Source organism: Gemmiger sp., assembly GCF_057431175.1.
This window is the reverse complement of record NZ_DBMDDV010000005.1, coordinates 66,181-80,786: the sequence shown is the minus strand read 5'-3', so window position 1 is coordinate 80,786 and position 14,606 is coordinate 66,181. Positions and strand designations below refer to the sequence as shown.

The 14,606-nt window shown below is 59.2% G+C and carries 17 protein-coding genes; 9 read left to right on the top strand and 8 right to left on the bottom strand.

Annotated features, from left to right (window positions below):
• Positions 1-126: 126 nt before the first annotated feature.
• Entirely contained in the window at positions 127-999 is an 873-nt protein-coding gene (locus ACZO0A_RS03655) for a patatin-like phospholipase family protein (protein WP_294719563.1), read from the bottom strand.
• Between the two features lie 127 nt (positions 1,000-1,126).
• On the opposite strand from ACZO0A_RS03655, the gene aroD reads away from it, so the two are divergent.
• Positions 1,127-1,870 (top strand): type I 3-dehydroquinate dehydratase, encoded by a 744-nt coding sequence (aroD, locus tag ACZO0A_RS03650; RefSeq protein WP_302376069.1) that lies wholly within the window; start codon positions 1,127-1,129, stop codon positions 1,868-1,870.
• 165 nt (positions 1,871-2,035) lie between these two features.
• Here aroD and fdxA read toward each other — a convergent pair whose 3' ends face one another.
• From fdxA to ACZO0A_RS03625, 5 genes are all read right to left on the bottom strand, one after another.
• Positions 2,036-2,203, bottom strand: coding sequence for a 4Fe-4S ferredoxin (gene fdxA / locus ACZO0A_RS03645; protein WP_078784341.1), 168 nt, complete (start codon positions 2,201-2,203; stop codon positions 2,036-2,038).
• Between the two features lie 197 nt (positions 2,204-2,400).
• Positions 2,401-3,240, bottom strand: coding sequence for a PSP1 domain-containing protein (locus ACZO0A_RS03640; protein WP_215692874.1), 840 nt, complete (start codon positions 3,238-3,240; stop codon positions 2,401-2,403).
• Positions 3,241-3,271: 31 nt separating this feature from the next.
• The gene (locus ACZO0A_RS03635) at positions 3,272-4,198 is read right to left on the bottom strand and encodes a DNA polymerase III subunit delta' (RefSeq protein ID WP_291232277.1); all 927 of its coding nucleotides are present in this window, start codon (positions 4,196-4,198) and stop codon (positions 3,272-3,274) included.
• On the bottom strand, positions 4,198-4,521 hold the full coding sequence (locus ACZO0A_RS03630; RefSeq protein WP_215692878.1) for a cyclic-di-AMP receptor: 324 nt from the start codon (positions 4,519-4,521) through the stop codon (positions 4,198-4,200). The genes ACZO0A_RS03635 and ACZO0A_RS03630 overlap by 1 nt, the downstream gene beginning before the upstream one ends.
• 37 nt (positions 4,522-4,558) lie before the next feature.
• Complete coding sequence (locus ACZO0A_RS03625) at positions 4,559-5,203, bottom strand: Rhomboid family protein (protein ID WP_215692880.1); 645 nt, start codon at positions 5,201-5,203, stop codon at positions 4,559-4,561.
• A gap of 147 nt (positions 5,204-5,350) precedes the next feature.
• On the opposite strand from ACZO0A_RS03625, the gene ACZO0A_RS03620 reads away from it, so the two are divergent.
• Complete coding sequence (locus ACZO0A_RS03620) at positions 5,351-5,860, top strand: helix-turn-helix domain-containing protein (RefSeq protein ID WP_291232278.1); 510 nt, start codon at positions 5,351-5,353, stop codon at positions 5,858-5,860.
• A 358-nt stretch (positions 5,861-6,218) separates the two neighbouring features.
• A complete protein-coding gene (locus ACZO0A_RS03615; RefSeq protein WP_215692884.1) occupies positions 6,219-6,443 on the top strand; it encodes a hypothetical protein in 225 nt (74 codons plus the stop codon).
• An 89-nt stretch (positions 6,444-6,532) separates the two neighbouring features.
• Here the strand turns inward: ACZO0A_RS03615 and ACZO0A_RS03610 are convergent, their stop codons facing one another.
• Both ACZO0A_RS03610 and ACZO0A_RS03605 read right to left on the bottom strand, forming a co-directional pair.
• Positions 6,533-7,378, bottom strand: coding sequence for a MurR/RpiR family transcriptional regulator (locus ACZO0A_RS03610; RefSeq protein WP_215692886.1), 846 nt, complete (start codon positions 7,376-7,378; stop codon positions 6,533-6,535).
• Between the two features lie 73 nt (positions 7,379-7,451).
• The gene (locus tag ACZO0A_RS03605) at positions 7,452-8,120 is read right to left on the bottom strand and encodes a GDSL-type esterase/lipase family protein (protein WP_294719158.1); all 669 of its coding nucleotides are present in this window, start codon (positions 8,118-8,120) and stop codon (positions 7,452-7,454) included.
• Positions 8,121-8,668: 548 nt separating this feature from the next.
• Between ACZO0A_RS03605 and ACZO0A_RS03600 the strand changes: the two genes are divergently transcribed.
• The 6 genes from ACZO0A_RS03600 (at position 8,669) to ACZO0A_RS03575 (ending at position 14,604) form a co-directional block, all read left to right on the top strand.
• Positions 8,669-10,024 (top strand): ABC transporter substrate-binding protein, encoded by a 1,356-nt coding sequence (locus ACZO0A_RS03600; protein WP_215692890.1) that lies wholly within the window; start codon positions 8,669-8,671, stop codon positions 10,022-10,024.
• A gap of 170 nt (positions 10,025-10,194) precedes the next feature.
• The gene (locus ACZO0A_RS03595) at positions 10,195-11,073 is read left to right on the top strand and encodes a carbohydrate ABC transporter permease (RefSeq protein WP_302499111.1); all 879 of its coding nucleotides are present in this window, start codon (positions 10,195-10,197) and stop codon (positions 11,071-11,073) included.
• A 16-nt stretch (positions 11,074-11,089) separates the two neighbouring features.
• The gene (locus ACZO0A_RS03590) at positions 11,090-12,058 is read left to right on the top strand and encodes a carbohydrate ABC transporter permease (RefSeq protein WP_215692892.1); all 969 of its coding nucleotides are present in this window, start codon (positions 11,090-11,092) and stop codon (positions 12,056-12,058) included.
• A gap of 272 nt (positions 12,059-12,330) precedes the next feature.
• Positions 12,331-13,260, top strand: coding sequence for a dihydrodipicolinate synthase family protein (locus ACZO0A_RS03585; RefSeq protein ID WP_215692894.1), 930 nt, complete (start codon positions 12,331-12,333; stop codon positions 13,258-13,260).
• 11 nt (positions 13,261-13,271) lie between these two features.
• Positions 13,272-13,721 (top strand): NanQ anomerase/TabA/YiaL family protein, encoded by a 450-nt coding sequence (locus ACZO0A_RS03580; protein WP_302492761.1) that lies wholly within the window; start codon positions 13,272-13,274, stop codon positions 13,719-13,721.
• Positions 13,722-13,902: 181 nt separating this feature from the next.
• On the top strand, positions 13,903-14,604 hold the full coding sequence (locus tag ACZO0A_RS03575; protein WP_215692897.1) for an N-acetylmannosamine-6-phosphate 2-epimerase: 702 nt from the start codon (positions 13,903-13,905) through the stop codon (positions 14,602-14,604).
• The last annotated feature ends 2 nt before the right edge of the window (positions 14,605-14,606 follow it).

Genomic DNA, 14,606 nt, shown 5'->3' with positions numbered 1-14,606 from the left:
GGGAAGCTGACTGCGAAGCAGTCTGATGAGGGGCAGCCTTGCCTTACTGCACCCTTACTGGGTCATATCGGCAAACGCGCCCTTCATCCGGCCTTCGGCCACCTTCCCCCAAGGGGGAAGGCAAAATCACTTTTCCAAATACGTCCGCAATTCTTCCAGCTTTTCCCGCCCCTCGCGGTGGCCGCGGTTGTAGAGGTCCAGCAGCTTGTTTTCGTCGCCCTCAAAGCGGCCGATGGTGATGGGGTCATTGGGACGGATGCAGTGTACGCGGCCGCTCTCTTCCAGCTCGTCCAGCTGATCCATCAGGGTATTATAGCGCATCTCCTGGGTCAGCATATCGGCCAAGAACAGCGGTTTATCGCCGTAAAAATCGTCGTACAGCTCCACCATCCGCTGGCTGGGCATCGTCTTACGGAACCCCTTCTGCCGCGTGGTGATGACGACGATTTTCTCAAAGCCCTGGTTCAGCGCCCAGTTCAGCGCGATGGGACAGGAGCAGCCGCCGTCCAGGTAGGGCTGGCCGTCCAGCATGACCGGCGTGGACGCCAGCGGCAGGCTGGCCGACGCGCGCACGGCCTCATTGAAGTCAAAATCGGTCTTGCCTTTCTCAAAATAAGCGGGCTTGCCGGTCGCTACATTCGTGGCCACCGCAATCATCCGCATACCACCGTTCCGGAACATTTCCTCGTCGAACGGCACTTCTTTTTTGACGTCGTGCAGCATAAATTGCAGGCCAAACACGCTGCCGCCGCGCAGCGCCGCCTTGGGGCCAAAGTAGCGCGGGTCGTGGCGGTAGCGCAGGTTGATACTGGCCGACCGCCCCGGCTGGCGGGAGACATAGTTCATTGCGTTCAGCGAACCGGCGGACACGCCCGCCACCGCCGGGAAATACAGGTCGTTCTCCATGAAGGTATCCAGCACGCCCGCGGTGTACAAACCGCGCAGCGAACCACCCTCCAACAGCAGGATGGAGTTCCCCGGAATCGTGATTTTGCTCATAAAACTCACCTCATATTCAGCATTTTACCCGATTGACAGGGGTTGTGCAAGCAAAATAGCGCGGTTGTTTTACACTTCGGCCAAATTGTGCTAAAATAGAAAAAACTGCCCCGAGAGGATGATTTTTATGCTGACCCTTCGCGGTCTGACTTTCGACGCCGCCGCACCGCGTATCATTGTGCCGCTGTTTGCCCGCAGCCTGGGTGCCCTGCGCCCGCTGGCCGCGGCCGCCGACGCAGACCCCGCCGCCGAGGTGGTGGAGCTGCGCCTGGACCCCCTGCCCGAGGTCGATTTTTCCGCCGCGCTGGCGCTGGTGCGCAGCCTGACGGACAAGCCGCTGATCGTGACGATCCGCACGAAAGCCGAGGGCGGGGAGCTGGCCCTGATGCCCGACACCTACGCCGCCCACTGCCGCGCACTGCTGGCCCAGGGCGGCGTGGACGCACTGGACATTGAGTGGAAGGCTTGCGGCCCCCACCGCGACGCCCTGCGCAACGCCGCCCGCGCGGCGGGTGCGGCGGCACTTTACAGCGAGCACCATTTTGACGGCACGCCCGCCACCGACGCCATGGCCGACACGCTGGCGGGTATGGCCGACGCCGGGGCCGACATTGCCAAGCTGGCCGTGATGCCCCACACCGCCGCCGACGCTGCCCGCCTGCTGGAAGCCACAGCCCGCGCCCACGCGGCCCGCCCGGGCGTGCCGCTCATCACGATGAGCATGGGCGCGATCGGGGCCGTCACACGGTTTTGCGGCGGGGCCTTTGGCAGCGCCGCCACCTTCGGCGTGACCTCTGGTACCACCGCCAGCGCCCCCGGCCAGCCCTCGGCGGAGGTTTTGAAAGAAAAACTATTTGTCTCCGGCCAATGATTTGCAGGGGCGGTCTATATGCCGCCCGCAGCTTTCCCGCAAATGGCTGTCCACCGTACACGCGCGGGCCGCACATATGCGGCCCCTACAACTCTATACAAAACAAAACAAAAAGCGCGTTCTCTCTTTGCCTGAGAGAACGCGCTGTATTTGTGCTAATGTAGCTTACTCAGCCTGGATAGCACCGGTGGGGCAAACGCCCTCGCAAGCGCCGCAATCAACGCAGGAAGCTGCATCGACAACAGCCTTGTCCTCCATGGTGATTGCACCAACGGGGCAGGTGTCAACACAAGCGCCGCAAGCAACGCACTCGCTGGAAACGGTATGAGCCATCGTGAACTCCTTATCTCCGTGCTGAATCTATATTTTGTACCGTCCCGGCCCTGCACGGCTGCTCCCCGGGGCAGCACACAGTCGGTTTGCTCTGCCTACTGCGTTGTACTTAGTGTACCACATTGTTTGGATTTTGGCAAGTGCCATATCTTGAAATTTTTCGACGGTAAGCCGCAACTAACCGCGCTTATAGTCCATTATTCGTCCTCTTTATCCGGGGCCTGCGGGGCGCGTTTGCCGCCCCGGATGTAGGCGCATTCGTCCCTCTTATAGATGCGCGGAGCTAAAATTTCAACATTGGAACGTACTTTCAGCGTGCCTGCCACAACGTTCGTCTCGATGACAGTGCCCTCGCCGTCCGGCGTGCGGACGATGCTGCCCACCTGCGGCGTAATCGAATTCAGATATTCGTAACTCTTTTGTTCATAAGCCAAACAGCACATCAGGCGTCCGCATGACCCGCTGATTTTTGCGGGGTTCAGGCTCAGGCCCTGCTCCTTGGCCATCTTGATGGACACCGGCTGGAAGTTCTTGAGGAAACGGCTGCAGCAGAACGGCTGGCCGCACAGCCCCAAACCGCCCAGCATTTTGCTCTCGTCGCGCACGCCGATCTGGCGCAGCTCGATACGGGTGTGGAACTGCGCGGCCAGATCCTTGACCAATTCGCGGAAGTCCACGCGGTTGTCGGCGGTGAAATAGAACACCAGTTTGCTGCGATCCAGCGTATATTCTGCGTCCACCAGCTTCATTTTCAGGTTGTGGGCGGCGATACGCTGCTCGCAGATTTCGTAGGCGTGCTGCACATCGGCGCGGTTCTGGCGCATACGGCGCACATCCACGGCGTCGGCCACGCGGATGACCGGCTTGACCTCGCGGGAGAACCCCGGCACCTCATGGGCGGCGCGGACGACCTCGCCGCACTCGGTACCGCGGGCCGTGGTGACGACAACGAAGTCGCCCTCCTTGATCTTAAACGCACCTGGGTCAAAATAATACGCCCGGCCGTTCTCTTTAAATTTGACGGATACTACTTTCATTGGTTTGTCCTTTTATATAATGAAGTCTTTTTTACGTTATCTCCCCCGCCAGCACGGCTACATTCAGGCGCAGGTTGCCGTTGCCGTTCAGGCTCCGGCGTGCCCCGGCGTCGGCGCGCAAAATCTTTGCCGCGTCATCCGGTGTCAGGCCGCCGCACTGTTCCTGGCCGTAGGCCGGGCGGCGCAGGACGGCGCTGCACAGCTGGTCCAGCTGCCACAGCAGGGCCGCAAAGCCCTCCTTGTCGCGCTCATACTTTGTCAGCAGAGCCAGCGCCCGGTAGGTGTCGCCCTGGGCCGCGTAGCCGCACAGCGTTTTCGCCATGCCCAGCGCGGCTTTCGTCGTCTGGTCGTTCCAGCTTTTCAGCGCCGTGCCGATATGCCCCTCGTACAGAAAAGCCAGCTCGTCCGCCGCCTTAGCGGGTAAGCGCTCAGCGCGCAGCCGGGCCGCGCAGTCCGCCGCAGGCACCGGCGCAATCGTGTACGCCGCGCACCGACTGCGAATCGTCGGCAGCACCACCGCCGCGTTAGGTGCTGTCAAAAGAAACAATACACCTTCCGGAGGCTCCTCAATAATTTTCAGAAGTGCATTGGCCGCAGAACCCTGGGTTCCGTTCAAATTCTGCGCCCCGTAAATAAACAGCACGCGGCCCGCCGCGTCGGTGGAAAGCGCCGACCGCTGGATGGCCTCGCGGGCCTCGCGCACTTTTTTGACCGGGATCTGCCCGCTGGCACCCTCGCCCTGCAAGACCAGGCACTCGGTGTCCTCTTTTTTCAGCACGGCCTCGGCGTGGGGGCCACCCTGCGGGTAGAGATAATCCGCCGCCAGGCAGCGCGCGGCAAAGCCCGCGCCGCAGCCCGGCTCGCCCACCAGCAGTACCGCGTGGGGCAGCCGACCGCCGCGCAGGGCAGCGCCCAGTTCGGACTTCAGCGCATCATTGCCGGCCAGACGTTCCAGCATCACAGCTTTTCAAAACGCTCGACGTTGGTGACCATGACGGTCGCGCCGCCGACGGTGACTTCCATCGGCATCGTGCTCTCGATGCCCAAACCCAGCGTGGCCGTGCCGGGGACGATTTCGGTGCGCTGCTTGCAGCACTTGGAGATGATACCGATGCAGTCGTCAACGCGGGCGTCGTCGGTGCAGATGAGCAGCGTCATGTTGCCCGCCATCAGGAAGCCGCCGGTGGTCGCCAGGCGGGTGACGTAGAACTTATTTTTCAACAGCTCGTTACAGACGTTTTTGGAATCCTCTTTGTTGACGATCGCAGTGATGAGTTTCATAGTATACTCGACCTTTCTATGTTAAAAATTACAGATTTCAGCGGTTGCGGTTTTCCCAGTCGCGGCGGCGTTTCCAGCTTTTCACGGTGTCCACGCACCAGTCAAAGACCTCGCGGCCGTAGAACGCCCAAAAGCCAGCCAGCCCCAGCACCAGACACACTTTTGTGGGGAAGCCGCCCCGGAAGAAGCTGACCGCCCACCAGGCCATCTCATACCAGCCCAGATACTTGATTTTGAAGGGGATAATGCCCATCAGCAGCACGGTCTGGTTGGGCCACAGCCAGGCGTAGGCCAGCAGCAGGCTCATAAAGATCGGCTCGCAGGAGGCGTACCCGGTCAAAAAGCAGCTGATCCACGCGCCCAGCATGCCCAGGGCGATATAGAGCGTCATGCGGAAGTCGCCCCAGACGCGGGTCAGAGCGTTGCCGACCCAGAAGTAGAACACCAGGTTCAGCACACCCAGCGCACTGCCCAGCCAGATGGGCTGAAACAGAAACGTGACGAGCCGCCAGACCTGCCCGCCCGCGAGATACGCGCGGCTGAGGTCGATCTGGTAGGCAAACTGCCAGCTGAACAGCAGGATGATCAGCCCCGCCGCCAGCTGGCCCAGCATCAGGCCGTTGATAAGGTAGGGGATGCCGCGCCCGCCGCAGCGGCGTTCGAGTTTATCGATCCAATTCATGGGGAAGAGTTCCTCCGTGTATATAGATTTACAGAATATATTATAGCAATTCTGCGGCCAAAGTGCAACAAATTCCCTGTCGAATCCCTTGCGGCGGGGCGTAAAATATGCTAGGCTTGTTGCAGGAGCATACAAAAGGAGCAGATTATGGGACGTACATCCACCAAAGAGAACAAGACAAGCTACCAGCTGGCCCGCGAGGAACTGGGCCTGACCCGGGAAAAGGCCAGTGAGCTGCTGGAGACCATCGCGCCCGAGCGCATTGAAAAAATCGAGAACGAGCGCACTGTCCCCCGCCCTGACGAGGTGCTGACGATGGCCGAAAAGTACAAACGGCCGTCACTGTGCAACTATTACTGTTCGCGCCAGTGCCCTATCGGGGAGCAGTATGTGCCCCAGGTGCCCATGCGGGAGCTTTCGGCCATTGTGCTGGAAATGCTGGCCTCGCTGAATGCGATGAACAAGGAAAAGGAACGCCTCATCGAAATTGCCGCTGACGGGCATATCTCCAATGATGAGATCGACGATTTCATCCACATCCGCACAGAGTTGGAGCGTATCTCCGTCACCGTGGAGACGCTGCAGCTCTGGACCGAGCGGATGCTTGCCAACGGCCAGATCGACGCGGAGATCTATAAGGAGAAGATGGCGGAGTAACCAGCTGCAGAGGTCGGCCCCCTGACGACCCGCTTTTCCTTCTCTCCGCAGCAAAAAACGCCCTCTATTTTTCTAAATTTTCCCTGTTTGCGCAATAACCCGCGTGGTAAAATCGTAGTACAAGGTGATGGAGCGACACCCTGTATCTGAAATGCTTACTTATGGCAATACCGCACAATTCCCGCCTGACGGCTTAAGCACCGCTCCGGCGGCTACGGCACGGCATCTGCGTTGCCAAAATGCTCGATAAGACATCCAGTATTATCTGCGCTTTTGGCTTAGCAGCTGCCGCACCTCGCTCGCCGTATCGGCACTTAGAATTATGCGGTATTGCCTTATAAAAAAGGAGAAATAGAGGATGTTTACGCTGTTTGTGATTTTGGTTTTCGGCTGGCTGTTCTTCAAGTCGGTGGGGCTGGCGTTTCACCTGACCTGGGGACTGGCAAAAATTGTGGCGACGCTGCTGTTCGTGGTGGCCCTGCCGCTGCTGGTGGTGTTTGCGGTGCTTGGCGCCCTGCTGCCCCTGCTGGTGCCTGTCGCCCTTGTCGCCGCCGCCTATGGGATTTTAAAAAATTACGCCTAACCTGACAAAAAAAGTAACCGCCCGGCATCGCAATGATGCCGGGCGGTTATTGTTTGCATGGCTTCTCCCTTGGGGGAAGGCTCTTTCTTTTACAGCAGCTTATTCGCCAGCGCGTGGCTCGTTCTTGTCAGGGACAGATTCGCCAGTTCCTGATTGTCCAGCGTGTAGCGCAGCACCAACACGTTTGCCACAAACAGCACGGCCAGCTTGACCGGCATACTGCCGGAGTCCAGCGGGCTTTCCTTGGCACCGCACAGCAGCACCACGTCTGCCAGCGCCACACCGGGCGCGTCGTCGTAATGGGTTATCAAAATCACCTTTGCGCCGTTCTCCTTGGCCAGGTGCAGTGTGTCCATCATGTCCCGCGTTGCGCCGGAGTAGGAGACGAACAGCACCACATCTTCCGGCCCCATCAGGCTGGCGGTGATTGCCTGCATATGGCTGTCCCCCGCCGTGTGGAATTTGGTGGTAATCGTGGAAAACCGCGCCCAGATGTCATTTGCCAACACCTGGCTGCCGCCCTGGCCGAAGCAATACACCTGCCGTGCCCGCTGCAAAAGAGTGGCCGCGCGGTCGATGGCGTCGGGGTCCAGGGCGCTGCGGGTGCCGTTCAGTGCCTCGATGGCCGTATTGTAGGCGTGGGTGCAAAGGGTCTGGGTATCCACGCCTGGCTCCAGCTTCAGCGTGACCGGCAGGGCCGTGGCCGTCGCCTTGGCCAGCGCGATCTTCATTTCATTGTACCCATCAAACCCCAGCGAGCGGCAGAATCGGAAAATCGTAGCCTCCGCCACGCCGCAGGCCTTCGCCAGCGACGAGATGGACAGATATTGTGCGTCCTCTGCGTGCTGCAACAAGTAATCCGCGACGATGATGCCCGATTTTGTCAGGCTGTCGCGCTTGGTGCGCAGCATCTCCCAAAAACTCTGCTCAACCATGGTGGATGGATCCTTTCCGGTGTATTTTCCTGATAATAGATTGCTGCCGCAGGGCAATGCTCCGCCCCTATCTTTATAGTGTACTGCCCGTCAGTTCCTTTTGCAAGGCTTTGGCCAGAACTTTGTGGGCCTCCAGCGTCATGTGCATCCCATCCACATCCGAGCATCCCGCCCCGGGCAGGGTGTTCGCATCCAGGAACCGCACATGGGCCATGCCCTCGAGCATCGGTTTCAGCCGGGCGGCGATGCCCGCGCAGCGTTCGTGGCAGCCGGGGCCCATTTCCTCGCGGAATTTCAGCTTGTCGTACTCCGGCGTGATGGACGGCGGCACGATGACCAGCACATCCGGGTTGGCGTTGTCGCGCCAGCACTCGGTGTGCAGCGCCTTTTTCACCAGCCGCACAATGCCCAGCGAGATCAAATAAGAACTGCAGTCGAACCGGTTCTTGCTGTCGTTCGTGCCCAGCATGATGGTCACGGTGTCCAGCGGCGCGTGGCTCATCAAAATCGGCGTGATGAGCGCCAGGCCGTTCATCCCCTCGGTGATGGCATCGTCAAACACGGCCGTGCGGCCGGGCAGGCCTTCCTCAACCACCGACCAGCCGTCGCCCAGCAGATTTTGCAGCACCATGGGGTAGCGCTCGTCGTCGCCGTAACGTCCATCCCTGGCCGGGTCATAGCCATAGGTGTTGGAATCGCCGTAGCAAAGCACGCGGCGGCGGGTCATGTTTTCATAAGTCATAAAAGAGGCTCCCTTTCTTAAAAATGAAAAGTTATTTCTTTTATTTCATTATATAGGGAAAACGCCTTCGTTGCAAGTGACTATCTTCCAGTTTTTGCGGCCTATTTTTGTGCATTTGTGCAAAAAATAGGCAAAGTTTCTCGAAACGAATGCCTCATTTGACATTTTTCATTTTCGCAGGGAAAGGAGTATTCCAAGGCCGCCTCAAAGGCACTTTTCAATAAATCTTATGGGTGAGCGCCTTTTTTTGCCTGCTGTTTTTCCGCCGGTGCGCAGAGGGAGCTCTCCTTTTTTGGAACTTGTTTTCATTTTGTAATAACTGCAAAAGAAACACTTTTCATCCGCAAACCCACGAAATCGCTGTATTTCTGCGTGCATTCTGCACTACATGCAGCTAATTTTGTGCAACTTGTACAGAAACGGCCGTTTTTCTTGGCTATTTCACATCTTTACAAAATGAAAAAAGTTTTCTAAAATAGAGGCATCACGAGGGGCACAGAACGATGATGCCCCCAACAAGGCCGAAAGGCAAAAAAGGAGAACAACGTATGAAAAAGCAAGTATCCGCGATTTTGGCCGCCGGTATGGCTGCCAGCCTGTTGGTAGGCTGCGGCGGCGGTTCCACCTCCACTGCCCCCGCCGAGAGCACTTCCACCGCCGCCTCCACCGAGGCCGCCGCTCCCGCAGAGTCCACCGAGGCCGGCCAGGCCGCTGATATTACCCTGTGGACCTACCCCATCGGCAAGTGGGGCGACTCCGAGTCCGTCGATGCACTGCTGGCTGACTTCAACGCCCAGTATCCCGACATCCACGTCACGGTCGAGTACCTTGACTACACCAACGGCGATGACCAGGTCAACACCGCCATCGAGGGCGGCAGCGCACCCGACCTCGTTATGGAAGGCCCCGAGCGCCTGGTCGCCAACTGGGGTGCCAAGGGCCTGATGGTCGACTTGAGCGACCTGTGGACCGATGACCAGAAGGCCGACATCAGCGCCAGCGTTGAGTCCGCCTGCAAGGATTCCTCCGGTGCTTACTACGAGTTCCCGCTCTGCATGACCGCCCACTGCATGGCCATCAACAAGACCGTGTTTGAGGCTGCCGACGCCATGCAGTACGTGGATGCTGAGAATCACACCTGGACCACCGACAACTTCCTGAAGGCTGTGCAGGCCGTCTACGACTCCGGCAAGACCGACGTCGGCGCGATCTACTGCAGCGGCCAGGGCGGCGACCAGGGCACCCGCGCCATCATCAACAATATGTACGGCGGCACCTTCACCGATGCAGCCCACACCAAGTACACCGCTGACTCCGCTGAGAACGTCAAGGCCATCGAGACCCTGCACAACCAGGACGGCATCAACTTCGACGCTTCCATCAACGGCGGCGAGGAGATCACCCTCTTCCGCAACGGCACCCTGCAGATGGCTTTCTGCTGGAACATTGCCCAGCAGACCAACAGCGACAACAGCGCGGCCGGCACCACCAACAACGGTGACGACATCCTGTTCATGGCGTTCCCCACTGAGTCCGGCGATCCCGCTCTGTGCGGCGGCATCTGGGGCTTCGGCATCTTCGACAACGGCGACGAGAACAAGATCGCCGCTTCCAAGACCTTCATCAACTTCATGGCCAACTCCGACGAGACCGCCAAGGCCGTCAAGACCTCTACTTACTTCTCTGTGAAGAACTCCCTGTCTGACCTGTACGCCGACGATGAAGTCATGAACGAGTACCAGAAGCTCATGCCTTACCTGGGCGACTACTATCAGGTCACTCCCGGCTGGGCCGAGGCTCGTACCGCTTGGTGGAATATGCTGCAGCAGGTTGGCGAGGGCGCTGACGTGACCACCGCCGTTACCGAGTTCTGCACCACCGCAAACGCAGCCGCTGCCGGCTGATAACGGCTGAGAACCTCCTTCTTCCTTTGTAACACCCCCCACGGCGTCCGACCTCTGACCTCAAACGCAGCGGTGGGACGCCGCTTTTATTGAAACTCACCTGTGAATTTTAAATTTAGAAGGGAGCGATCCTCTTGGCAAACACAGCCGCCAAAAAGAACGAGCCTAAGATGAGCCGTGCGCTTGTCCGGCAGGAGACTATCGCCGGTTATCTGTTCCTGCTGCCCAGTCTGGTGTTCTTTATCGGCTTCGTCATCTACCCCATGGTGATGTGCGTATTCACCAGCTTCTTTGATTCCACCATGAACCGTGCCGACGTCTTTATCGGCTTCCAGAACTACATCAACCTGTTCCGCGACAGCGTGTTCCTGGGTGCCTTGCGCAACACGCTCATCATCGTGATCGTGTCGGTACCCATCACCTGCATCTTCTCGCTGTGGGTGGCATCCGCCATCGTCAATATGCCGCCGTGGGCGACCTCACTGTTCCGCGTCATCTTCTATCTGCCCGTCGTCACCGGCTCCGTCGCCGTCACCGTCGTGTGGAAGTGGATGTTCAACAACTACTACGGCATCTTCAACTACCTGGGCAAATCCATGGGCATCATTGACCAGAACATCAACTGGCTGGGCGACGCCCGATACGCCCTGGGCTGCATCATCCTGATCCTGCTCACCACCTCCGTCGGCCAGCCCATCGTTCTGTACGTTTCCGCCCTGGGCAACGTCGACCAGTCTTTGGTCGAGGCTGCCGAGGTGGACGGTGCCACCAAGCTGCAGGCCTTCTGGAAGATCAAGTGGCCGCAGATCATGCCCACCACACTGTACATCCTGGTCATCACCACCATCAACTCCTTCCAGTGCTTCGCGCTGATCCAGCTGTTGACTTCCGGCGGCCCGAATCACTCCACCGATACCATCATGTACTACATCTACTACACCGCCTTCAAGCTGTACAAGTACGGCTACGGCAACGCGATGGGCGTTATCCTGGCCCTGATGATTGCCGTGCTGTCCGCTGTGCAGTTCAAGGTCACGCAGTCTGACTGAAAGGAGGAAATTTGACATGGAAGCAACGAAAACCGCTGCGCCTGCCACTGAGCAGACCAAAAAGAAAAAGAAGAAAGTTTCCCCCTACATGGTGTTCAGCACCATCGTCATCATTCTGCTGGCGATTGCCTTTGCCTTCCCGCTGTACTGGATCATCACCGGCTCCTTCAAGACGCAGGTGTCCATCAACGCCACCACGCCCGAATGGTGGCCCAGTGAGTGGGTCGCCACGAACTACGCCAAGCTGTTCAGCCGCCAGAAAGCCCCCCTGTGGGAGTTTGCAGTGCCGTTCAGCAGCAACTTCAGCAAAGACGGCAAGGACATCATCTGGTGGTCCGGCCCCCAGGTACCCGCCGCCATCCGCTGGCTCATCAACACGGTCTTTATGGCCGTTGCCTCGATGATCCTGACCTGCATCACCTCCGCCATGGCCGGTTATGCCCTGGCGAAAAAGCGCTTCGTCGGCCGCAGCGTTCTGTTCACCCTGATCGTCTGCGCCATGGCGCTGCCCAAGCAGGTCATCCTGATTCCCCTGCTGCGCGAGATGAGCAGCCTGAACCTGTACAACACGATCTGGGCGGTCATCTTCCCCATCGTCGGCTGGCCTTTCGGCGTGTTCCTGATGAAGCAGTTCAGCGAGGGCATCCCCGGTGAGATGCTGGAAGCCGCCCGCATCGACGGTGCCAGCGAAGCCACGACCTTTACCCGCATCGCGCTGCCCATCATCAAGCCCGGCATCGGTGCGCTGGCCATCTTCACCTTCATCAACTCCTGGAACGACTACTTCATGCAGTTGATCATGCTGTCCAGCACCAGCAAGCTGACGATCTCCCTTGGTATCGCCAAGCTGCAGGCCGAGAACTCCACCGACTACGGCCTGATCATGGCCGGCGCCGCGCTGGCCGCCGTGCCCATCATCATCGTGTTCCTTGCCTTCCAGAAGTACTTTACCAAGGGCATCACGATGGGTGCTGTTAAGGGCTAAAAATCCGACCGCCGGAAGTTCCGGTTGTCGAAAAGCTCTTGTAGGGGCGAGCATTGCTCGCCCGTGCCCGTTTGCCTTGTATGAAAACTGACCCGGAAACCGCGATGCTGCGCCAAGTTGGCGGGCGACCGATGGTCGCCCCTGCACATTCCATAAACCAAGAATGTGATTTTTTGACGCGCTGTGTCGCCGCATCCCACATATCCGCACCACCCTTCTCCTTCAAAATTTAACGTAACACCATCTATTTATGAACAGGAAGTGTTTTGTTTATGAAAGACATTACCAAGTACCGCGGTATTATCCCCGCCTTCTATGCCTGCTACGCACCGGACGGCTCTATCTCCACCGAGCGCGTCAAGGCGCTGACCCGCCACCTGATTGCCAAGGGCGTCAAGGGCGTCTACGTCGGCGGTTCCTCCGGCGAGTGCATCTACCAGCACCCCGACGAGCGCAAAGCCGTTCTCGAGGCCGTCATGAGCGAGGCCAAGGGCAAGATTACCGTTATTGCCCACGTTGCCTGCAACAATACCGCCGATTCCGTCGAGCTGGCCGCCCATGCCGAGAAGTGCGGCGTTGACGCCATCGCGTCCATCCCGCCCATCTACTTCCACCTGCCCAACGACGCCATTGCCGCCTACTGGAACGCCATGAGCGCCGCTGCCCCCAACACCGAGTTCGTCATCTACAACATTCCGCAGCTGGCCGGCACGGCGCTGACCATGCCCCTGCTGCAGACCATGCTCAAGAACCCCAACGTCATCGCCGTCAAGAACAGCTCCATGCCCACCCAGGATATCCAGCTGTTCAAGGATGCCGGCATCCAGGCCCGCGGCGAGGATGGCTTCGCCGTGTTCAACGGTCCCGACGAGCAGTTCGTCTCCGGCCGCGTCATGGGCGCCGACGGCGGCATCGGCGGCACCTACGCCGTCATGCCCGAACTGTTCATCCGCATGAACGAGCTGATCGAGAAGGGCGACATCCCCACTGCCCGCGCCATCCAGTACAAGGCTGACCGCATCATCTACAAGATGTGCGAGGCCAAGGGCAACCTGTACGCGGTCATGAAGGAGATCCTGCGCCGGATGTACGGCCTGGAGCTGGGCGGCGTCCGTGCCCCGCTGGCCAACCTCGCCCCCGAGGATGAGGCCGTCGTCGCCGAAGCGCAGAAGATGATCGAAGAAGCCATTGCAGCACTGTAAGGGGTAAAAAAATGATCGTAGATTCGTTCGATTACATTGCCTGTTACAAGGGCCTGCACCCGAACCTGGACACCGCCATCGAATGGCTGAACAGCCACACGCTGGATGCGCTGGAAAACGGCAAGACCATCATTGACGGCGACAAGGTTTTTGTCAACGTGATGGATGCCGACCTGCGCGACGCCGAGGGCGCAGCGTTTGAATACCACCGCCGCTACGCCGATCTGCAAATCGATCTGACCGGCGGCGAGTACCTGGGCTGGGCGTCCGAGGGCAAGGACGAGGGCGCGTTTGACGAGACCGCCGACTGCGGTTTCAAGTCCGCCCCCGATCACTGCGGCATGACGCTGGGCGATGGCCGTTTCGCCATCTTCTTCCCCGGCGAGCTGCACAAACCCAGCTGCAAAACGCCCGACTGCACCCACGTAAGAAAAGCCGTGGTCAAGATTTTGATGAAATAATTTGCATTCCCCAAGCCTTCCCCCTTGGGGGAAGGTGGCCCCGCAGGGCCGGATGAGGGGTAAGCTATTGATGGTTGCCCGTAAACGGGTTGCCGCCGCAAGCTCCGCCCTCATCAGTCACCTTCGGTGACAGCTTCCCCCGAGGGGGAAGCCTTTTTGCGTATGGAAAGGAGTCCTCACTATGACCCACGAACAAATCTTCACCCAAATCCAGGGCGGTCTTATCGTCTCCTGCCAGGCATTGGAGCACGAACCGCTGTACACGAAAGAAGGCGGCGTCATGCCGCTGATGGCCAAGGCCGCCGCCCAGTCCGGTGCTGTCGGCATCCGCGCCAACACCGTGCGCGATATCACCCAGATCAAGCAGGTCGTTGACCTGCCGGTCATCGGCATTATTAAAAAGGATTACCCCGGCACGCCAATGTACATCACCGTCACGATGAAGGAGGTCGACGAGCTGGTGGCCTGCGGCGTGGACATTCTGGCCGTGCAGGGCACCGGTGCCCTGCGCCCCAATGGGCAGACCAGCGCCGAATTTATCCGCGCCATCAAGGAAAAGTACCCCGACCAGCTCGTTATGGCCGACTGCGACAATATTGAGAATGCGCTGGCCTGCGCGGGAGCCGGTGCGGATTTCGTCGGTACAACGATGCGCGGCTACACCCCCGAGACGAAGGGCATCAACGATGTTGACTTCGGTTTTATCGCCCAGCTGGCCCGCGAGTGCCCGGCCAAGGTCATTGCCGAAGGCCACATCCACACGCCCGAGCAGGCCGTGCAGGCCCTCTACGCCGGTGCGTTCGCGCTGGTCGTGGGCGGTGCCATCACCCGCCCGGCCGAGATCACGGCCCGCTACACTGCCGCCATCAACAACCACAAATAAGC

Coding starts and splice junctions, on each gene's coding strand:
- ACZO0A_RS03655 (WP_294719563.1), bottom strand. CDS start 999: ATGAGCAAAATCACGATTCCGGGGAACTCCATCCTGCTGTTGGAGGGT.
- aroD (WP_302376069.1), top strand. CDS start 1,127: ATGCTGACCCTTCGCGGTCTGACTTTCGACGCCGCCGCACCGCGTATC.
- fdxA (WP_078784341.1), bottom strand. CDS start 2,203: ATGGCTCATACCGTTTCCAGCGAGTGCGTTGCTTGCGGCGCTTGTGTT.
- ACZO0A_RS03640 (WP_215692874.1), bottom strand. CDS start 3,240: ATGAAAGTAGTATCCGTCAAATTTAAAGAGAACGGCCGGGCGTATTAT.
- ACZO0A_RS03635 (WP_291232277.1), bottom strand. CDS start 4,198: ATGCTGGAACGTCTGGCCGGCAATGATGCGCTGAAGTCCGAACTGGGC.
- ACZO0A_RS03630 (WP_215692878.1), bottom strand. CDS start 4,521: ATGAAACTCATCACTGCGATCGTCAACAAAGAGGATTCCAAAAACGTC.
- ACZO0A_RS03625 (WP_215692880.1), bottom strand. CDS start 5,203: ATGAATTGGATCGATAAACTCGAACGCCGCTGCGGCGGGCGCGGCATC.
- ACZO0A_RS03620 (WP_291232278.1), top strand. CDS start 5,351: ATGGGACGTACATCCACCAAAGAGAACAAGACAAGCTACCAGCTGGCC.
- ACZO0A_RS03615 (WP_215692884.1), top strand. CDS start 6,219: ATGTTTACGCTGTTTGTGATTTTGGTTTTCGGCTGGCTGTTCTTCAAG.
- ACZO0A_RS03610 (WP_215692886.1), bottom strand. CDS start 7,378: ATGGTTGAGCAGAGTTTTTGGGAGATGCTGCGCACCAAGCGCGACAGC.
- ACZO0A_RS03605 (WP_294719158.1), bottom strand. CDS start 8,120: ATGACTTATGAAAACATGACCCGCCGCCGCGTGCTTTGCTACGGCGAT.
- ACZO0A_RS03600 (WP_215692890.1), top strand. CDS start 8,669: ATGAAAAAGCAAGTATCCGCGATTTTGGCCGCCGGTATGGCTGCCAGC.
- ACZO0A_RS03595 (WP_302499111.1), top strand. CDS start 10,195: ATGAGCCGTGCGCTTGTCCGGCAGGAGACTATCGCCGGTTATCTGTTC.
- ACZO0A_RS03590 (WP_215692892.1), top strand. CDS start 11,090: ATGGAAGCAACGAAAACCGCTGCGCCTGCCACTGAGCAGACCAAAAAG.
- ACZO0A_RS03585 (WP_215692894.1), top strand. CDS start 12,331: ATGAAAGACATTACCAAGTACCGCGGTATTATCCCCGCCTTCTATGCC.
- ACZO0A_RS03580 (WP_302492761.1), top strand. CDS start 13,272: ATGATCGTAGATTCGTTCGATTACATTGCCTGTTACAAGGGCCTGCAC.
- ACZO0A_RS03575 (WP_215692897.1), top strand. CDS start 13,903: ATGACCCACGAACAAATCTTCACCCAAATCCAGGGCGGTCTTATCGTC.